Source organism: Streptomyces sp. CA-135486, from assembly GCF_050936555.1.
Taxonomy (GTDB): Bacteria; Actinomycetota; Actinomycetes; order Streptomycetales; family Streptomycetaceae; genus Streptomyces.
This window is the reverse complement of record NZ_JBNJMM010000001.1, coordinates 1,694,473-1,712,469: the sequence shown is the minus strand read 5'-3', so window position 1 is coordinate 1,712,469 and position 17,997 is coordinate 1,694,473. Positions and strand designations below refer to the sequence as shown.

At 69.3% G+C, this 17,997-nt stretch carries 17 protein-coding genes and 1 pseudogene; 6 read left to right on the top strand and 12 right to left on the bottom strand.

Translation table 11 applies throughout. The features are described 5' to 3' along the window. Positions 1–186: 186 nt before the first annotated feature. A complete protein-coding gene (locus tag ACQEVG_RS07705) occupies positions 187–771 on the top strand; it encodes a DUF4383 domain-containing protein (protein ID WP_432978943.1) in 585 nt (194 codons plus the stop codon). Positions 772–780: 9 nt separating this feature from the next. Next, complete coding sequence (locus tag ACQEVG_RS07700) at positions 781–999, top strand: FmdB family zinc ribbon protein (RefSeq protein WP_432978940.1); 219 nt, start codon at positions 781–783, stop codon at positions 997–999. An 85-nt stretch (positions 1,000–1,084) separates the two neighbouring features. Here ACQEVG_RS07700 and ACQEVG_RS07695 read toward each other — a convergent pair whose 3' ends face one another. The 3 genes from ACQEVG_RS07695 to ACQEVG_RS07685 form a co-directional block, all read right to left on the bottom strand. Then, positions 1,085–1,984: an HAD family hydrolase gene (locus ACQEVG_RS07695; protein ID WP_432978937.1), complete on the bottom strand. Its 900-nt coding sequence runs from the start codon at positions 1,982–1,984 to the stop codon at positions 1,085–1,087. Further along, positions 1,981–4,485: a phosphoribosyltransferase gene (locus ACQEVG_RS07690; protein WP_432978934.1), complete on the bottom strand. Its 2,505-nt coding sequence runs from the start codon at positions 4,483–4,485 to the stop codon at positions 1,981–1,983. Before ACQEVG_RS07690 ends, ACQEVG_RS07695 begins: the two co-directional genes overlap by 4 nt. Positions 4,486–4,546: 61 nt before the next feature. Next, on the bottom strand, positions 4,547–5,710 hold the full coding sequence (locus tag ACQEVG_RS07685; protein WP_432978931.1) for an HpcH/HpaI aldolase/citrate lyase family protein: 1,164 nt from the start codon (positions 5,708–5,710) through the stop codon (positions 4,547–4,549). Between the two features lie 178 nt (positions 5,711–5,888). On the opposite strand from ACQEVG_RS07685, the gene ACQEVG_RS07680 reads away from it, so the two are divergent. Beyond that, a complete protein-coding gene (locus ACQEVG_RS07680; RefSeq protein ID WP_432985150.1) occupies positions 5,889–6,758 on the top strand; it encodes a TerD family protein in 870 nt (289 codons plus the stop codon). 5 nt (positions 6,759–6,763) lie between these two features. Here the strand turns inward: ACQEVG_RS07680 and ACQEVG_RS07675 are convergent, their stop codons facing one another. From ACQEVG_RS07675 to ACQEVG_RS07650, 6 genes are all read right to left on the bottom strand, one after another. Then, on the bottom strand, positions 6,764–7,501 hold the full coding sequence (locus ACQEVG_RS07675; RefSeq protein WP_432978928.1) for a TerD family protein: 738 nt from the start codon (positions 7,499–7,501) through the stop codon (positions 6,764–6,766). A gap of 97 nt (positions 7,502–7,598) precedes the next feature. Then, a complete protein-coding gene (locus ACQEVG_RS07670; protein WP_432978925.1) occupies positions 7,599–8,741 on the bottom strand; it encodes a DUF475 domain-containing protein in 1,143 nt (380 codons plus the stop codon). 129 nt (positions 8,742–8,870) lie between these two features. Further along, complete coding sequence (locus ACQEVG_RS07665) at positions 8,871–9,446, bottom strand: TerD family protein (protein WP_432978922.1); 576 nt, start codon at positions 9,444–9,446, stop codon at positions 8,871–8,873. A 113-nt stretch (positions 9,447–9,559) separates the two neighbouring features. Then, entirely contained in the window at positions 9,560–10,135 is a 576-nt protein-coding gene (locus ACQEVG_RS07660; RefSeq protein WP_432978919.1) for a TerD family protein, read from the bottom strand. A gap of 139 nt (positions 10,136–10,274) precedes the next feature. Further along, positions 10,275–10,733 (bottom strand): peroxiredoxin, encoded by a 459-nt coding sequence (locus ACQEVG_RS07655; protein ID WP_432978916.1) that lies wholly within the window; start codon positions 10,731–10,733, stop codon positions 10,275–10,277. A 114-nt stretch (positions 10,734–10,847) separates the two neighbouring features. Further along, positions 10,848–11,276: a DUF3052 domain-containing protein gene (locus ACQEVG_RS07650; RefSeq protein ID WP_404723133.1), complete on the bottom strand. Its 429-nt coding sequence runs from the start codon at positions 11,274–11,276 to the stop codon at positions 10,848–10,850. 445 nt (positions 11,277–11,721) lie between these two features. Between ACQEVG_RS07650 and aceE the strand changes: the two genes are divergently transcribed. Both aceE and ACQEVG_RS07640 read left to right on the top strand, forming a co-directional pair. After that, the gene (gene aceE, locus ACQEVG_RS07645) at positions 11,722–14,469 is read left to right on the top strand and encodes a pyruvate dehydrogenase (acetyl-transferring), homodimeric type (RefSeq protein ID WP_432978912.1); all 2,748 of its coding nucleotides are present in this window, start codon (positions 11,722–11,724) and stop codon (positions 14,467–14,469) included. An 89-nt stretch (positions 14,470–14,558) separates the two neighbouring features. Next, complete coding sequence (locus tag ACQEVG_RS07640) at positions 14,559–15,341, top strand: potassium channel family protein (RefSeq protein WP_432978909.1); 783 nt, start codon at positions 14,559–14,561, stop codon at positions 15,339–15,341. Positions 15,342–15,371: 30 nt separating this feature from the next. Here the strand turns inward: ACQEVG_RS07640 and ACQEVG_RS07635 are convergent, their stop codons facing one another. From ACQEVG_RS07635 to ACQEVG_RS07625, 3 genes and pseudogenes are all read right to left on the bottom strand, one after another. Further along, positions 15,372–15,680 carry a small hydrophobic protein gene (locus ACQEVG_RS07635; RefSeq protein ID WP_432978906.1) on the bottom strand — a complete coding sequence of 103 codons (309 nt, stop codon included), beginning with the start codon at positions 15,678–15,680 and terminating at the stop codon, positions 15,372–15,374. A 49-nt stretch (positions 15,681–15,729) separates the two neighbouring features. Then, positions 15,730–16,113 carry a peptidase inhibitor family I36 protein gene (locus ACQEVG_RS07630; RefSeq protein ID WP_432978903.1) on the bottom strand — a complete coding sequence of 128 codons (384 nt, stop codon included), beginning with the start codon at positions 16,111–16,113 and terminating at the stop codon, positions 15,730–15,732. A 175-nt stretch (positions 16,114–16,288) separates the two neighbouring features. Further along, positions 16,289–16,585 (bottom strand): annotated as a pseudogene (locus ACQEVG_RS07625) (MFS transporter); the annotation flags it as partial. 192 nt (positions 16,586–16,777) lie between these two features. On the opposite strand from ACQEVG_RS07625, the gene ACQEVG_RS07620 reads away from it, so the two are divergent. Further along, entirely contained in the window at positions 16,778–17,992 is a 1,215-nt protein-coding gene (locus ACQEVG_RS07620) for an alpha/beta hydrolase (RefSeq protein WP_432978900.1), read from the top strand. The last annotated feature ends 5 nt before the right edge of the window (positions 17,993–17,997 follow it).

Here is a 17,997-nt window from a genome sequence, read left to right as displayed (position 1 = left end):
CCGGCCCGGACCGGCCCGGCGGCCTGGCGACCCCGAACGCCCCCGCTGCCCTGCGACCCGGCCCCTCCCCCTGGAACGCCGTCCGCCCCGCCCCGACCTTGTCCAGTTTTCGCCAATGATTTGAACCACGTCCCACTCGGGCGGATCCTGGAAGCCGTACATGAGTACGTACGAAGGAGGCCGGACATGGCCGCACACGTACTGCCGTCCAAAACCAAGCGCAATCCCAGCAACCGCAACCGTCCCCGTCTCGACGAACATCTGCCCGTCGATCACCGGCTCAGCCAGGTCTACCGCGTCGGCGCGGGGCTGACCGGGCTGGTGCTGCTCGCGTTCGGCATTCTCGGGCTGATCAACAAGGTCGGCTTCTTCGACACCCACGGCGACACCATCGCGGGCCTCAACACCAACGGGACGCTGAGCGTCCTCTCCATCTGCGTCGGGGTGCTGCTCTTCGCCGGCATGGTCATCGGCGGCAACGTCGCCTCCACCGTGAACATGGTCCTCGGCATCCTCTTCATAGCCAGCGGCTTCATCAATCTCGGCCTGCTGGACAAGAGCTTCAACCCGCTCGCCTTCCAGATACAGAACGTCCTGTTCAGCTTTGTGGTCGGCGTGATGCTGATGTTCTTCGGGATGTACGGGAGGGTCAGTTCGACGCTGCCCCACGACAACCCCTACTACAGGGCCCGCCACTCGGGCGGGGCCGAACCAGCGGAGAAGTCGCAGCAGGACGAACCGACGGGACAGGCGGAACAGGAGCAGCGCTAGCCTTACGGCATGCCTCGATACGAATACCGCTGCCGCAGCTGCGGCGACACCTTCGAAGTGAACCGGCCGATGGCCCAGTCCTCCGACCCGGCGAGCTGCCCCGCGGGGCACGAGGACACCGTCAAGCTGCTCTCGGCCGTCGCAGTCGGCGGTACGAAGTCCGCGCCCGCGCCGAGCGGCGGCGGAGGCGGGGGCGGCGGTTGCTGCGGCGGCGGCTGCTGCGGCTGACGCCACCGCGCCGAGCCGCCGCCCTGCCGTCAGGATCCAGTCGGCCCAGACACCGCACCGCAGCACCGCTGGCGTGCGTCGGCCTTCAGCGTGCCGTGGGGGCGCTCACGGCCTGGTGCGGGATCGCGCCGCCGCTGATGCTGTCACCGCAGCGGCCTCCGGACCCGTCGCCGAAGCCACCGCTGTTGCTGAAGCTGTGGAACCGGCGCAGGATCTCCTCGCCCGCCGCGACTCCCGCCTGTGGCAGTGCCTCGACGTGCGGGGCGCTCCAGCCACTGTCGGCCAGTTCGCCGTGGCCAGGCTGCCAGCCGTGGTCCGCGGCGAGCAGCAGATCGGCGTCGAGGAGGGAGTCCCCGGCCGCGAGGATCTGCTCCGCGCCGGTGCGTCGGGCGACTTCGCGCACCGCCGCGCTCTTGGTGAGCGGCTTCGGCACGGCGTAGATCTTGCGGCCCTGGAGGGAGACGGTCCAGCCGCGGGGTCCGGCCCACTCCGCGAGCTCCCCGAGCCAGTCCTCGGGCAGCAGGGCGCGCTCGACGACGAGATAGGCGAAGAGGTCCTCCGCGACCCGCTCCTTGCGCAGCCAGGCCGGGTCGGCGGTGGCGCTCAGGTGGGCGCGGATCTCCGCCAGCGGCGCGCATCTGTCGGCCAGGGTGCCGGCCACGCGGTCCCGCCAGTCCAGGTCGGTCACGCCGTCGACGAGCAGATGTCCGCCGTTGGCGCAGATCGCGAACCGCGGCGGGGCACCGGGAAGCCGGATGCGCTGGTACTGCTTGCGGGTGCGGGTCGTCGTCGGTACGAAGACGGTGTCGGCGGTGAGCTGCGTCAGCAGCCCGGCCGCACTCTCCGTCATGTAAGACAGCGGCTTGCGCTCGTGCACCTCGACGCAGAGCAGCCGCGGAGCCTCGGCATCGGGCATGGTCAGCGCGAGGGCCGCCGACGAATAGATCAGCGTACGGTCGAGATCGCTGGCGATGAGGACGCTCACTTGGCGGCCACCGCCTTGCCGTCGGCACCTGTCGCGCCCCGCGTGTAGCGGGGGTGGATCAACCCCACGCAGGTGAACGGGAGTTCGTCGGCCTCCTCGACCGGTACGCCGCGCTGCTCGGCGAGCAGCCGCACATGGTCGAGGTCGGCACCCGCGCCGCGCTTGGCGAGGATCTTCCAGGGGACGCGGCGCAGCAGGACGCGCGTGGTCTCGCCGACGCCCGGCTTGACGAGGTTGACGTCGTGGATGCCGTACTCCTCGCTGATCCGCTCGACGGCGGCCCAGCCCTCCCAGGTGGGCGCGCGGTCCGCCGAGAGCAGTTCCTTGACCTCGGCGTCGACGGCGGTGGCGACCTCGTCGAAGCGGGCGGCGACGGTGTCGACGAAGTGGTTGGAGACATCGGCGCCGGCGAGCTCGCGGTAGAACTTGCCGCCGTGGTAGTCGTGCGGCCCGACGAGGTCGGCGCGCAGGACCGTACGCGAGATCAGGCCGGAGACGGTGGAGTTGAGGCAGGCGGAGGGGATGAGGAAGTCCTCGCGGGTGCCGTAGGTGCGTACGCAGCCGCCGGGGTCGGCGAGGACCGCGATCTCGGGGTCAAAACCGTCGAACTCTTTCAGCGCCTCGGCCAGTTCGCGGGTGATCGCACCCTTGCCGGTCCAGCCGTCGACGAACACGACGTCGGCCGGGTCGTGGTGCTCCTGGAGCCAGCGCAGGGCGTTGGTGTCGATGCCGCGTCCGCGGACGATGGAGACGGCGTAGTGCGGCAGGTCCAGACCGTGCCGGTGCTGGGCCCAGCGGCGCATGAGTACGCCGACGGGGGTGCCGGCACGGGCCAGCGACACGAGTACGGGGCGCGGGGACCGTTCGGCGATGACCGTCTCCGTGACGGTGCCGACGGCGCGGGCGATGCGGGCGGCGGAAGTCGCCAGCGCGGCCTTGAAGAGCTCCTGGTACTGGGCGCTCGGCTGGTACTCGACGGGCAGCGACTCGGCGTAGTGGGCGCCGCCGCTCTGGATCGCCTCCTCGCGCTCCTCGGTCGGGGCCTCGAGCTCGACGTCCGAGAGGTCCTGGAGCAACCAGCCGACCTCTTCGGGGGCGTAGGAGGAGAAGGCGGGGCCGCGGAGGGGCTCGGGCAGCATGGAGGCCCTTTCAGGTACTTCGGGTACGTAGCTGGGGACAACGGCCAAAACTACATGCGGTATGTGCGCGGCGAGCTGGGCCAGCAGGCCGTCGGGGGCGTGCAGTTGGGGCGTGTCGGCGGCCGAGTCGACGACGGCGACGACGGCGTCGAACCCGGCGCCGGCGACGTTGTAGGCGTACCGCTGGCCGGGGCCGTCGGCGGGGTCGTCGTGGGCGGGAAAGACGAGGCGGCTGCGGATGGCGTAGCCGGGGTCGTCGACCGCGAGGACGGGCGAGCGGGTGGTGGTGGAGTACCGGACGTCGGCGTCGACGACCTGCTCCAGCGCGGTACCGAGCCGGAGGGGCGCGTACATCAACTCCTCGAAGCCGAGGACGAGTACGCGGCGCGGCGCGGCGAGCGCGTCGGCTATTCGTCCGGCCATGCGGGGCAGGGCGGCCTCCAGCTCGACGCGGTGGGCGGGAGTGAAGCCGTGCCGTCCACCGTCGGGCAGTCCGCCGGGCCAGCCCAGCTCGACACGCAGGGCGCCGTGGTTGACGCTGCCGCGTGCGGTGGTCGTGCCCGCCCCGGTGGCGCCGGGCGCGACGGCGCCGCCCGCGACGTGCAGGACAGCGGTCGGCGTCCCGGTCGGGCCCGTCTTCGCCTCGTGTTCCGCCACCAGCGCCTGGCCCTTCTCCAGGACGTCCTCCGGCAGCCGGACCGTCCCCGCGGCCAGCGCCACGAGGTCCACCCGTGCGCCCATCTCCTCGGCAAAGGCGGACAGCCGCTCACGGTCCGGCTCCGAGCGCATGTCGACCAGCGCCACGATCACATACCGGTCGCGCGGATACCGCCCGTGCAGCTCACGGATCGTATTGAGCACGGTGTTGCCCGTGGAGAACTCGTCGTCCACGAGGATCAGCGGGCCGTCGCCCGCCAGCAGCGACGGATCCTCGGGCAGCAGCAGGTGCGAGGTCGCGTGCGAGTGCGACTCCTCGAAGCCGCCCGCCTGGGCCACTCCCTTGACCGGGCGGCGCGTGGAGTGCAGATACGGCGCGCTGCCCACCCCGTCCGCCACCGAGTGGCCAAGACCGGTGGCGGTCTCGGCGTAGCCGAGGACCACCGCGCGGGCGGCCTGCTCCTCGCCCAGTAGCTTCCGCACCCGCTCGCCGAGGCCGTAGCCCGCTCCGTACACCACCGCGGGCGACTGCGGCACATGCTTGCCCAGCACGTTCGACACGAGCAGATGCGCCCGCTTGGGGTTACGGCGCAGGGCAAGGCCCAGCAGGCCGTCCAGCTTCTCGTCTCCGACGAGCCCGACGCCCAGCCGCTCAGCGACCCACGTTCCCGACCACACCACGCTTACAGTCTCTTCCTTCGTCATCTCAGCCGGAATCTCAGCACGATTGTCAGCACGAATGCCGGCTCGAATGTCAGATCGAATTTCAGCCGGAGAGCCCGGCCGTGAGCAGCTCCACGAAGCCGACCTCTTCCCGGGCAACGCCGAAGACCTCCGCCCGCAGCAGCGTGCGCTCGGCCCAGGCCCGGTGCGGCTTCACCTCGTTCATCTTGTTCGTGTACGAGGAACGCATTACGCCTCCACCGCCCCGCTCCGGCCGCAGAATGTCCTGCGCGTCGCTGAACTCCTCGTGGCTGACCACGGACAGTGCGTGCACGGGCAGCACATGCGAGGGGTGGATACAGGTCTTGCCCAGCAGCCCGTTGGCCCGGTCCAGCTCGATCTCGCGCAGCAGACCGTCCAGGTCGTGCTCGATGAGCGCGGTGCGCAGCTCCTCCGCCCGGCCCTCCATGAAGGGGCTCCGGCGCAGCTGGGGCTTGAACATGCGCTCCCCGAGCCGGAAGTACTCCCATACCGGCCCGGTGACCGTGTACCCGGTGCCGTCCGCCCGTCCCAGCACATTCACCACGTCGGCGATGACGCCCGCGACGATCTGGACGTCGTACGCGGTCATGTCGGGCGACCGGCGCAGCCCGTAGGCGGAGCAGAAGTCCGTGACCCCGAGCCGCAGCGCCAGGACCCGCTCGCGGTACTTGTCGACGGTGCGGGCAATCCCGATGAGCGTCTCGGCGCGGGTTTCGAGGTGGAGCAGCCCCGGGGATTCCAGTACGGGCATCGCGAAGAGCCGCTGCCCGCTCGCGGCCTCCGCGGCGGCAAGCGCCTCCAGGAACGGGACGCCACGCTCCTCCGTGAACTTGGGAAGTACGAATCCGGACAATCGCCCGACCGAGGTGCCGAGCCGGTCCACCAGGTCCGGAATCTGGCCCGGTTCACGGACCCGGATGAACAGCAGCGGCAGCTCCACGCCACGCGAGTCGAGGTCGGCGAACTGCCGGACCAGATTCTCCTCGGCCGCCGCCACATCGGCGTCGTCGATGGAATCCTCGAGGCAGAGCACCATGGAGACGACCCCGCGGTCGACCTGCTTGAGCACGTCGTCGGCGAGCTTCGGCCGGGTGGCGGGGCTGTAGAGGGTGGCGCCGAGCGCGGCGGCGAGCATGCGGGCGGGCGAGGCGCCGGTGAACTCACACGGCTCCTGGTGGAACAGACTCTCGCGGACAGCAGGCGAAAGATGCCCGAAATGACGCATTGATTTCCCCCGTACTGCCTTGGCGGCCGGAATGATGTGGCCGGTAATAGTACGTACGAATGTGTGTCAAGAGTTCCCCAAGTCCATGAATTCCAGGTAACCCGCTTGCACCATGCCCATGTCCCGCCCGGAGAACAAGGGGGCCCCGCGTTGTCCGGGCGGCCACGGGGAGGGCAGGATTACGGGCATGACGCACGCGATGGTGAAGGGCTCGAACGTCCCTCTCGACGCCACGGCCGTACGGGCCGTGCTGCGCTGGACCCCGGGCGCCGGTGTACCCGACGTGGACGCCTCGGCTCTGCTGCTCGGCCCGGACGGCCGTGTGCGCGATGATGAGGACTTCGTCTTCTACAACCAGCCGCGCCACCCCTCGGGCCTGGTGCGCCGGCTGTCCAAGCAGCGCGTCGCCGAACATCTGACCGACACCGTCGAGGCGGATCTGGCCGCCCTCGACTCCTCGGTCGACCAGGTGGTGCTCGCCGCTTCCTCGGACGGGGACACCTTCCAGCACGTCCGCGACCTGCGAATATCGCTCTACGACGCGGGCCTGGCCGACAGCGAGCCGCTGGCCGTCTTCGATGTGAGGCCGGAGACCGGCGAGGAGACGGCGATCATCTGCGGCGAGCTCTACCGGCGCGGCGACGGCTGGAAGTTCCGCGCGGTCGCGCAGGGCTACCCGACCGGTCTGGTCGGTCTGGCCACGGCGTTCGGTATCTCGGTGGACGAGGCGGAAGCGGCCGCGGAGCCGTCCGCCCAGCCCGGTGCCCAGCCCCAGCCCGCGGCACAGCCCGCCTACGGCTACCCGCAACCGGCCGCCACTCAGCCCGCGTACGGATATCCGCAGCCGGCCGCCACTCAGCCCGCGTACGGATATCCGCAGCCCGGCACCACCCAGCCCGCCTACGGCTACCCGCAGCCCGCCACGCCGCAGCCGGCCGCACCTCCGGAGTCGGGGTACGGCTACCCGCAGCCCGCCGCCGCGGCCGCCTACGCGCCCGACCCGAACTTCAGGCTGCCGCCGATGGGTCCCCAGTTCGTCCGGCCGTAGGACGGCTACACCCGGCTCTTGTAACCGCGGCCCCACTGCAGCCCCCACCCATAGAGCCGGTCGAGCTCCGCCTGGAAGCCGTACACGAACTTCACCTCGCGCCGCACGACCAGCTCACCCTTGACGTTCTCCAGGGCGAACACCGCGCAGGACCGGGCCTGCGGGGCGCGCTCGTCGAGCTCGATCTCCACCCGCGGGCCGTTGCTGGGGTAGAGCGTCACATGCGCGTGCGTACGGTCGAAGGCCGGCGTCTGGTCGTAGATGTAGACGAAGAACAGCAGCCGCTTGATCGACTCCTGGTGATCGAGATTGACGAAGATCGTCTCGCCCGACGGGGAGCCGAACCGGTCGTCGCCGCTGAGCTTCACATAGGGCGGGCCGTTCAGAGAGCCGAAGAAGCCGCCCAGCGGCTGTACCACGCCCTTGCTGCCGTCGGTCAGCTCATAGAGACAGCCGAGGTCGAGGTCCACATTGACCACACCCTGGGTGTGCGCCTGAACCACGTCGGGCTGGAAGAGCTTGAAGGGGTGCCGCAGCAGTCTGCCGCTCTGCTTCGACCTGCCCTCGATGTCGGACGTGCGCATCCGCCAGGAAAGGTTGACGCGCAGATTGCCGGTGGCCGCGCCCTGCTTGCTGAGCGAGACCGTCGGGTGCCGCTTGGTCAGTTCTATGGAGTTCGTCGCGGCACTGCCCGAGTCGAACTGCCTTGACCTGCCCTGCCACAGGCTGTCCCAGAAGGCCATGCCCCACCCCCACATCTCTCGGTGAACCCCGCGGGGCGGCGCCGAGGCCGGTGCCTCGGTGCCGCCCCGCTCAGAGCGTTCCGCAATCGCCGCCGGGTCACACCCCGGAACTGACTTCCTGCTTCTCGTCGGAGTTGTCCCCGTCCTCGGCCGCGAGCGCCCTGTTGCGGCGCACCGAGGACCAGAAGGACCAGGCGATCAGCACCACGCCGACGAGACCGGTGATGACCTCGTTGATCTGGTGCTGGATGGTGACGAGCAGGATCACGGCCAGGGCGCCGATCGCATAGTGCGCGCCGTGCTCCAGGTAGACGTAGTCGTCGAGGGTGCCCTGGCGGACCAGGTAGACGGTGAGCGACCGGACGTACATGGCGCCGATGCCGAGGCCCAGCGCGATGACCACCGGGTCGTTGCTGACCGCGAAGGCGCCGATGACGCCGTCGAAGGAGAAGGACGCGTCCAGCACCTCGAGGTAGAGGAACATGAAGAACGCGGCCCGGCCGACGAGCTTGACGGCCGAGACCTGCTTGCCGGCCTTCCTGGCCTCTTCCTCGGCCTCGTGCTCGCGCTCCTCCTCTTCCTCGAGCTTGTTCTCGAAGTAGCCGGAGAGACCGCCGACGACCATGTACGTGATGAGTCCCGCGATGCCCGCGGTGAGCACCGTCGCCGACTTGTCGGCGTGGTGGCCGCCGTACTGGTGGGCGTTGACCGCGAAGGTGGCCGCGGTGATCAGCAGCACGATCAGCGCGATGCAGGCCGAGAGCATGTCGACCTTGCCGAGCTTGGCCAGCGGACGCTCGATCCAGCCCAGCCACTTGATGTCCCGGTCCTCGAAGATGAAGTCCAGGAAGATCATCAGTAGGAATATCCCGCCGAAGGCGGCGATCGCCGGGTGGGCGTCGGTGACCAGCTGCTCGTACTTGTCATGGTTGTTCAGCGCAAGGTCGACGGCCTCGATGGGCCCGATCTTCGCGGTGATCGCGACGATGACGACAGGGAAGATCAGCCGCATGCCGAAGACGGCGATCAGGACACCAATGGTGAGGAAGATCTTCTGCCAGAACTCGCTCATCTTCTTCAGCACGCCGGCGTTGACCACCGCGTTGTCGAAGGACAGCGAGATCTCAAGAATCGACAGGATGGCGACGAGCCCCAAGGCCGCCCATCCGCCGTAGAACACCGCCGCGACCAGGCCGAGCGCAGTTACTGCGAACGACCAGCCGAAGGTTTTCAGGACCACTGGCTACCCAATCGTTGTGTACGGGTCTCCCCCGCGCCGCTTTACGCTGCTTGCCCCGGGGGTGACCCCGGACCCCCAGCAGACACTCCTGGGGGCCGGCCGGGTCTTTGATCAACCCGGACACGTGCTTTAGGAAACATTGACCCCGAAGTCTAGAGCGATGCCGCGCAGCCCCGACGCGTACCCCTGTCCCACGGCCCTGAACTTCCACTCGCCGCCATAGCGGTAGAGCTCACCGAAGATCATCGCGGTCTCGGTGGACGCGTCCTCGCTGAGGTCGTAGCGGGCGAGCTCCTGGCCGTCCGACTGGTTGACCACACGGATGAAGGCGTTGCTGACCTGGCCAAAGGTCTGACCGCGGTTGTCGGCCTCATGGATGGAGACCGGGAATATGATCTTGTCGACATTGGCCGGCACCTTGGAGAGGTCCACCAGCAGCGACTCGTCGTCGCCCTCACCCTCGCCCGTCAGGTTGTCACCGGTGTGCTCGACGGACCCCTCCGGGCTCTTCAGGTTGTTGTAGAAGACGAAGTACTCGTCGCCCAGGACGCGGCCACCGCTGCACAGCAGCGCGCTCGCGTCGAGATCGAAGTCGGCTCCCGTGGTGGAACGCGCGTCCCAGCCGAGCCCGACCAACACCTGAGTGAGGTTCGGTGCGGCCTTGGAGAGGGAGACATTGCCTCCCTTGGCGAGCGTGACGCCCATGATCCTGGTCCTCCCCAGCTGACGATTGGTTGCACAGGCACGTCCGGCACCTGGTTGCACAGGCACGTCCGGCGCCGCACTGTGGGTGCGGCGCCGGACGGTATGCGGCCTGCTCAGACGTTGACGCCGAAGTCCTGCGCGATGCCGCGCAGGCCCGAGGCGTAACCCTGGCCGATGGCGCGGAACTTCCACTCCGCACCATTGCGGTAGAGCTCGCCGAAGACCATCGCCGTCTCGGTCGAGGCGTCCTCGCTCAGGTCGTAGCGTGCGAGCTCGTTGTTGTCGGCCTGGTTCACCACGCGAATGAAGGCGTTGCGCACCTGGCCGAAGGACTGCTGGCGGCTCTCGGCCTCGTAGATCGAGACCGGGAAGACGATCTTGTCGACGTCGGCCGGAACCGAGGCGAGGTTGACCTTGATCTGCTCGTCGTCGCCCTCGCCCTCACCCGTCAGGTTGTCACCGGTGTGCTCGACGGAACCGTCCGGGCTCTTCAGGTTGTTGAAGAACACGAAATTGCCGTCGCTGGCGACCTTGCCCTCGGCGTTGGTCAGCAGGGCGCTGGCGTCGAGGTCGAAGTCGGTGCCGGTGGTGGTCCGGACGTCCCAGCCCAGACCGACGGTGACCGCGGTCAGATTGGGCGCGGCCTTGGTCAGCGAGACGTTGCCGCCCTTGCTGAGACTGACTCCCACGAGTCCCTCCATTGGTTGTCAGGGGCGGTGCCCCCGTCGTGCGTCGGTGTGTCGGATCAACGAATGGATCCTAGTGACCGGTTCCCGCTCAAAACAGACTTTGGCGCGGGGGGTCGCCCGTTGGGTCGGGGGCGCCGGATCAGAGGGTGTCCAGCGCCTTGAGGTAGTCGTTCAGGTCACGGGCCTCCGGCAGACCGTTGACGACGGTCCAGCGCACGAAGCCCTCCTTGTCGATGATGAAGGTGCCGCGCACGGCGCAGCCCTTCTCCTCGTCGAAGATCTCGTACGCACGCGAGGTCTCGCCGTGCGGCCAGAAGTCCGAGAGCAGCGGGTACTCCAGGCCCTCCTGCTCGGCGAAGACGCGCAGGGTGTGGATGGAGTCGGTGGAGACGGCGAGCAGTTGGGTGTCGTCGTTGACGAACTTCGGCAGCTCGTCCCGGAGCGCGCAGAGCTCGCCCGTGCACACGCCGGTGAAGGCGAAGGGATAGAAGAGGAGCACCACGTTCTTCTCGCCGCGGAATTCGGCGAGGCTCACGGTGCGGCCGTGGTTGTCCTTCAGCTCGAAGTCCGGGGCCTTGGTGCCGACCTCGATCGCCATGACGTGCATCCCTTCGCCGGTTGAGCGGGACTGGTCCATACGGGTGATGGATCCACCCTACGCAGCGGGCCCCCGCCGGCGTGTGCCGGTGGGGGCCCTAGGGGCGATCGGAGCTCAGCGCTTGGACTTGGGGGCGCTCAGTCGGGTGCCCGACCAGTCCTTGCCCGCACTGATGCTCTTGGTCTGGGAGAGACCGGCGGTCTGCGCGGCTTCGTTGATGTCGCTGGGCTCGATGTAACCGTCCCGGCCGGTCTTCGGCGTCAGCAGCCAGATGTCGCCGCCCTCGTCGAGCAGGCCGATGGAGTCCACCAGCGCGTCCGTAAGGTCGCCGTCGTCGTCCCGGAACCACAGCACCACGACGTCAGCGACGTCGTCGTAGTCCTCATCGACGAGTTCCTGGCCTGTGACAGCCTCGATGCCCTCACGGAGCTCGTGCTCGACGTCGTCGTCGTAGCCGATCTCCTGGACCACCTGTCCGGGCTCGAACCCCAGCCTTCCGGCCGGGTTGGTCCGCTCCTCCGCGTGGTCCGCGGTCGCGCTCACGGCTTGCCTCCTGATCATGTTCGGTAAATGCTGAGCCGCGCGCGTACGCGTGGCGTTGGCCGTAGTCCACACGGGCGGGGCGGATCGCGCAAGTACCCGGCCGCCCAGACCGCCGAAACGGTGACGTTTGCGGCCGTCTCGACGCAACTCCAGGCACGCTCGACCCTGTCCCGTGCTGGCCGGCACACCATTCGGCCACCTTTGCGGCATTCTGCCCCTTCAGTACGCCAATCGGAACCGAACACTGAAACGAAACGCATTGACGCCTTGGGCGTAAGGTTGCGATTTGACCGGACCCGGAACCGGGGTTCGGGCGGGATGTCCGCGAGAACCGGGGTTACCCCTCAGTAGAGGTGACGTTTTCCTCCCCGCGGTACACGATGGAGGCGGTGCGACACCGCTCAGACATCCCCGTGCAGAACCCACCGAACAGCGAAGGAATAGCGTGGCTTCCGGATCCGATCGCAACCCGATCATCATTGGCGGCCTTCCCAGCCAGGTCCCGGACTTCGATCCCGAAGAGACCCAGGAGTGGCTGGACTCACTCGACGCCGCCGTCGACGAGCGGGGCCGGGAGCGGGCCCGCTACCTGATGCTCCGCCTGATCGAGCGGGCGCGCGAGAGGCGCGTGGCCGTGCCCGAGATGCGCAGCTCGGACTACGTCAACACCATCGCCACCAAGGACGAGCCGTTCTTCCCCGGCAACGAGGAGATCGAGCGCAGGATCCTCAACGCGACCCGCTGGAACGCCGCGGTGATGGTCTCCCGTGCGCAGCGCCCGGGCATCGGCGTCGGCGGCCACATCGCCACCTTCGCCTCCTCCGCCTCCCTGTACGACGTGGGCTTCAACCACTTTTTCCGTGGCAAGGACGAGGGCGACGGCGGCGACCAGATCTTCTTCCAGGGCCATGCCTCGCCCGGCATCTACGCCCGCGCCTTCCTGCTCGACCGGCTGAGCGAGCCGCAGCTCGACGCCTTCCGCCAGGAGAAGTCGAAGTTCCCGAACGGTCTGTCGTCGTACCCGCACCCGCGGCTGATGCCCGGCTTCTGGGAGTTCCCGACCGTCTCCATGGGCCTCGGCCCCCTCGGCGCGATCTTCCAGGCGCGGATGAACCGCTACATGGAGGCGCGCGGCATCGCCGACACCTCCGCGTCGCACGTCTGGGCGTTCCTCGGCGACGGCGAGATGGACGAGCCCGAGTCGCTCGGCCAGCTCTCCATCGCCGCCCGCGAGGGCCTGGACAACCTGACCTTCGTCGTGAACTGCAATCTGCAGCGCCTCGACGGCCCGGTTCGCGGCAACGGCAAGATCATCCAGGAGCTGGAGTCGCAGTTCCGCGGCGCCGGCTGGAATGTCATCAAGGTGGTCTGGGACCGCTCCTGGGACCCGCTGCTCGCACAGGACCGCGACGGCATCCTGGTCAACAAGCTGAACACCACGCCGGACGGCCAGTTCCAGACGTACGCGACCGAGACCGGCGCGTACATCCGTCAGCACTTCTTCGGCGACGACCACCGGCTGCGCGCCATGGTCGAGAGCATGACCGACGCGCAGATCCTGCACCTGGGCCGCGGCGGTCACGACCACAAGAAGGTCTACGCGGCCTTCGCGGCGGCCAAGGCGCACAAGGGCCAGCCGACCGTGGTCCTCGCCCAGACCGTCAAGGGCTGGACGCTCGGCCCGAACTTCGAGGGCCGCAACGCGACCCACCAGATGAAGAAGCTGACGGTCGACGACCTCAAGGGCTTCCGCGACCGGCTGCACATTCCGATCACGGACCAGCAGCTGGAGAGCGGCGCGCCGCCGTACTACCACCCGGGGCGCGACTCCGAGGAGATCCAGTACATGCACGACCGCCGCAAGGCGCTGGGCGGGTATGTCCCGACCCGCGTCGTGCGGTCCAAGGCGCTGGCCCTGCCGGACGAGAAGACGTACGCCGCGGTCAAGAAGGGCTCCGGCCAGCAGTCGATCGCCACCACCATGGCGTTCGTACGGCTGCTCAAGGATCTGATGCGGGACAAGGAGATCGGCAAGCGCTTTGTGCTGATCGCGCCGGACGAGTACCGCACCTTCGGAATGGACTCGTTCTTCCCGAGCGCCAAGATCTACAACCCGCTGGGCCAGCAGTACGAGTCCGTGGACCGCGATCTGCTGCTCGCGTACAAGGAGTCGCCGACCGGGCAGATGCTGCACGACGGTATCTCCGAGGCGGGCTGCACGGCGTCGCTGATCGCGGCGGGTTCCGCTTACGCGACGCACGGCGAGCCCCTGATCCCGGTGTACGTCTTCTACTCGATGTTCGGTTTCCAGCGCACCGGTGACCAGTTCTGGCAGATGGCCGACCAGCTCGCGCGCGGCTTTGTGCTGGGTGCGACCGCCGGACGTACGACTCTGACCGGTGAGGGTCTGCAGCACGCGGACGGCCACTCGCAGCTGCTCGCCTCGACCAACCCGGGCTGTGTCGCGTACGACCCGGCCTTCGGCTTCGAGATCGCGCACATCGTCGAGGACGGCCTGCGGCGGATGTACGGCTCGTCCGGGGAGCACCCGCACGGCGAGGACGTCTTCTACTACCTCACCGTCTACAACGAGCCGATCCAGCACCCGGCCGAGCCCGAGAACGTGGACGCCGAGGGCATCCTCAAGGGCATCTACCGCTACCGGGCGGGCGAGGCCGGTGCGATCCCCGCGCAGATCATGGCCTCCGGTGTCGCCGTGCCGTGGGCGGTCGAGGCGCAGAAGATCCTCGCCGAGGAGTGGAACGTCAAGGCCGACGTCTGGTCGGCGACCTCGTGGAACGAGCTGCGCCGCGAGGCCGTCGAGGCGGAGGAGCACAACCTGCTCCACCCGGAGGAGGAGCAGCGCGTCCCGTATGTGACGCAGAAGCTGTCCGGTGCCGAGGGCCCGTTCGTGGCCGTCTCGGACTGGATGCGCTCGGTCCCGGACCAGATCTCGCGCTGGGTGCCCGGCACCTACCAGTCGCTGGGCGCGGACGGCTTCGGCTTCGCGGACACGCGCGGCGCGGCACGGCGCTTCTTCCACATCGACGCGCAGTCGATCGTGCTCGGGGTGCTCACCGAGCTCGCGCGCGAGGGCAAGGTCGACCGCTCGGTGCTGAAGCAGGCGGTGGACCGCTACCAGCTGCTGGATGTCACGGCGGCGGCCCCGGGCGCTGCGGGCGGCGACGCGTAGTCGTCCGTCCGTCGTGTGACGGCGTAGATGTGTGAGGGCGGCGGATCCGATGGGGTCCGCCGCCCTTGTGCGTCCTTACGATGCTGGGCATGAAGCAGCGAACAGCGCAGGTCCAGTGGGAACAGCGCATGCAGACGCCCCTGCTGACGCTCGCCGTGGTGTTCGGCATCGCGTACGCCGTGCCGATCGTGGCGCCCGACGCGGACAGCTGGATGCTCACCGTCTGCACGGTGGCCGAGTGGACGGTCTGGGCCACCTTCGCCGTCGACTATCTCGTACGGCTGGCGCTCGCCCCGAGCAAGTGGCTGTTCGTACGCAGCCATCCGCTGGACCTGGTCGCGGTGGTGCTGCCGCTGGTGCAGCCGCTGCGGCTGCTGCGGGTCGTCTCCACACTGCTGCTGGTGGGCCGCCGGGCCCGGCTGGCGCCGCAGATCACCCTGACGACGTACGTCGGGGGCGCGGTGGTGGGGCTGATGATGTTCGGCTCGCTCGCCGTGCTCCATGTGGAGCGGGACGCGCCGCACGGGAACATCAAGACCCTGGGCGACGCGGTGTGGTGGTCGTTCACGACGATGACGACGGTCGGATACGGCGATCACGCACCGACGACGGGCCTCGGTCGGGTGCTCGCGGTCGGGCTGATGCTCGCCGGGATCGCGCTGCTCGGTGTCGTGACCGCCAATATCGCGGCGTGGTTCATCTCCCGCTTCGAGCGGGACGACGCGGAGGAACGGCGGCAGACGGCGCTCCTTGAGGCGCTGACGGCCGAGGTGAAGGCGCTGCGGGAGCAGGTGGCGGCGCTCTCGGTGACCGGGGCGGGCGCGGTGCCCACCCCGGTCGGTCCACCCGAGGAACCCGCGGTGCGGGGCTGACGGAGCCGAGCCGTTGCACGCGGCCGGCCGTCACCACATCCCGCTCGCGGGAACCGTGGCTCCCGCCAGCCAGATGATCGCCAGCAGGGTGTCGATACCACCGAGCACGACGGCGGCCAGCGCCGGGATCGGCTGTGCGCCGTTCCAGCGGCGGCCCATGCCGAGCCAGCCGCAGGCGATCGCTATCGGGCCGAGGATTATCCCCAGCACGAAGAATCCCGCGATCGCACAGATCAGCCCGATGATTCCGAGTGCCGCGCGGTCCGGCCCGCTCCGTGACCACGTGCGGCCACGTGAACGAGGGTGCTTGCGCGTGGTGTGTCCAAAGCCCGCCATCATCACTCCCTGAGGTTGTCGAATCGGGGCTCGGACAAGCGGGTACCCCGGTTCAGCGCTCCCAGACCTTGAACGCTCTGACCCGGTAGGGGGATTGGGGCACCCAGGTGCCGCCGCCCGGGTAGGTCTCGAACTCGCCCGTCTCCGCGCACTCCGCCGACTGGTACGTGGTGACGGGCCGTCCGGTCCGGTTGGCGAGCGCCTCGGCCGTGGTGCCGGGCGGCAGCGGCACACAGCTCTCGATGTCGGTGCCGGACAGCTCATGGACCTGGCGTACGCCCTTGAACTCCCCCTTCTCCCAGAGGCAGAGCTCACCCGCCGCGCACTCCCCGAGGCGGGGCGGCGCGGCGGCTGCCGCCGGGGACGCCAGTACTGCTGTGGCCAGGACCCCGGCCAGAACCCCGGGCAGGACTCCGGCCATGACGGTCTTTCGCATTTCGCTCATATCGGTCAACCCCCGTGTCGTACTGATCACTTGACCGCACCCTGACCTGCGGTCGTCGCAGCGGGCAAGGGCGCTCGGGGCAGATCACCCGGATAGGCGACGGCCCCGCCGGGCCGACCCGGCGGGACTGTCGTACGCACGCGGTTGACGTCAACTGCGGGGCCGCGCCCGCACCCGCATCGACGTTCGTGCCGCGCCTGGTCAGCAGGACGACGAAGACCGCGACGACCGCCACGCCCGCGGCGACCAGGCGGGCAAGGCCCATGCCCGAGATGAAGGTGTCGTGCGCGACGCCGACGATCTTCCCGGTGATGGCGGGCGGCGTCCCGGGCGGCACCGGCGGCACGCCCACCTGAACGGCTTCCGAAGCCCGGTCCAGCTGGGCCGGGGTGAGCGGTGGGAGCCTGGCGTCGACCCAGTTGCCCGCGAGGCCGCTGTCGACCTTGGAGAGTCCCCCCGCGCCCGCAGGGCGTAGGAGGGTCCGGGGCGGCGCCCCGGCTGTCGGGGGACCCGGCTCCGCGGGACGCCGTACGCGCCGGAGCGTGCGCCCCGTGCGCACGGAATGTGACGGTCTTCCCCTTCCCGCCCTCCCAGACACGTGATCTACCTCACGGTCTGCACGAGCCCCCTGGCGCGTCTCCTAGGGTGTCCCGCAGTGACTTCCTTCGACTCCTCCCCCACCAACCTCACCGCTTGGCGCGCCCTCCTCGCCCTCGCGGTGGTGTTCATCATGCTGGCGACCACCGGCTGGACCGCCGTACGACATCAGAGCGGTCCCCGTAACGCTCTCGAGGCCGAGCTGGCCGGCTGGACAAAGGCCCGGATCGGGGCGCGCGCGCTGCCCGGTCCCACGGCGCCCCCGCAGCGGGTCGCCGCCTTCTTCGGCTCGCTCCGCAGCGCCCAGCGGGCCCGTCTCGCCGACCGGTACCCCCTCGTCGTCGGCAATCTCAACGGCGCCCCGGTCACGTTGCGCTACCGCGCCAACCGCGAGGCTCTCGCGCACTCGCTCGACCAGGAGCGCAAGCGCGTCAGTGACCCCAACCTCACCGCGGACGGCCACCACGAGGCGGTCCGCCGCATGCACCGCTTCGAGGCGCTGATGAGCGCCGACCGGCAGATCCTCGCGTTCGACCCGTCCGGGGCCGGCAGGGTCGCCGAGGTACTGGGCGACCTCGACCGCGCCGAGCGCGTATCGGTGATCGTCCCCGGGGTCGACACCAATCTGCTCACCTTCCAGCGGACCACCCGCAAGTACTCCGCTCCTTTCGGCATGGCGCAGTCGCTGTACGCCGCCGAGCGGGCCGCGTCCCCTCGTACGCGTACCGCCGTCATCGCCTGGGCCGACTACACCGCACCCGTCGGCGTCGGCATGGACTCGGCCATCGGCCGGCTCGCCGAGGCCGGCGCGGTACGGCTGACCGCGCTCACCGGCGCGCTGCCCGGCGACTCGAAGGTCGCGCTGTTCTGCCACAGTTACGGCTCCGTGGTGTGCGGCGTCGCGGCCCGTCGGCTGCCCACCCGCGTCGGCGACATCGCGGTGGCCGGCAGCCCCGGCATGCGCGCTCCGAACGTGACCGGACTGGGAACTCGCGCCCGTGTCTGGGCGATGCGGGACGGCGACGACTGGATCCAGGACGTCCCGCATCTGGCGGTCGGCGGTCTCGGACACGGCGAGGACCCGGTGGTGCCGGCGTTCGGAGCGCGGGTCATGTCGGCCGCGGGCGCCGTCGGCCACACCGGCTATTTCGAGCCGGGTACGGACAGCCTCAGCAACTTCGCGGAGATAGGCGTCGGCTCATACGACGGCGTGAGCTGCGCGAGCGAGGACGACGCGTGCCGCAGTGGTATTTACGGTGACGAGACGGCCTGACGCGC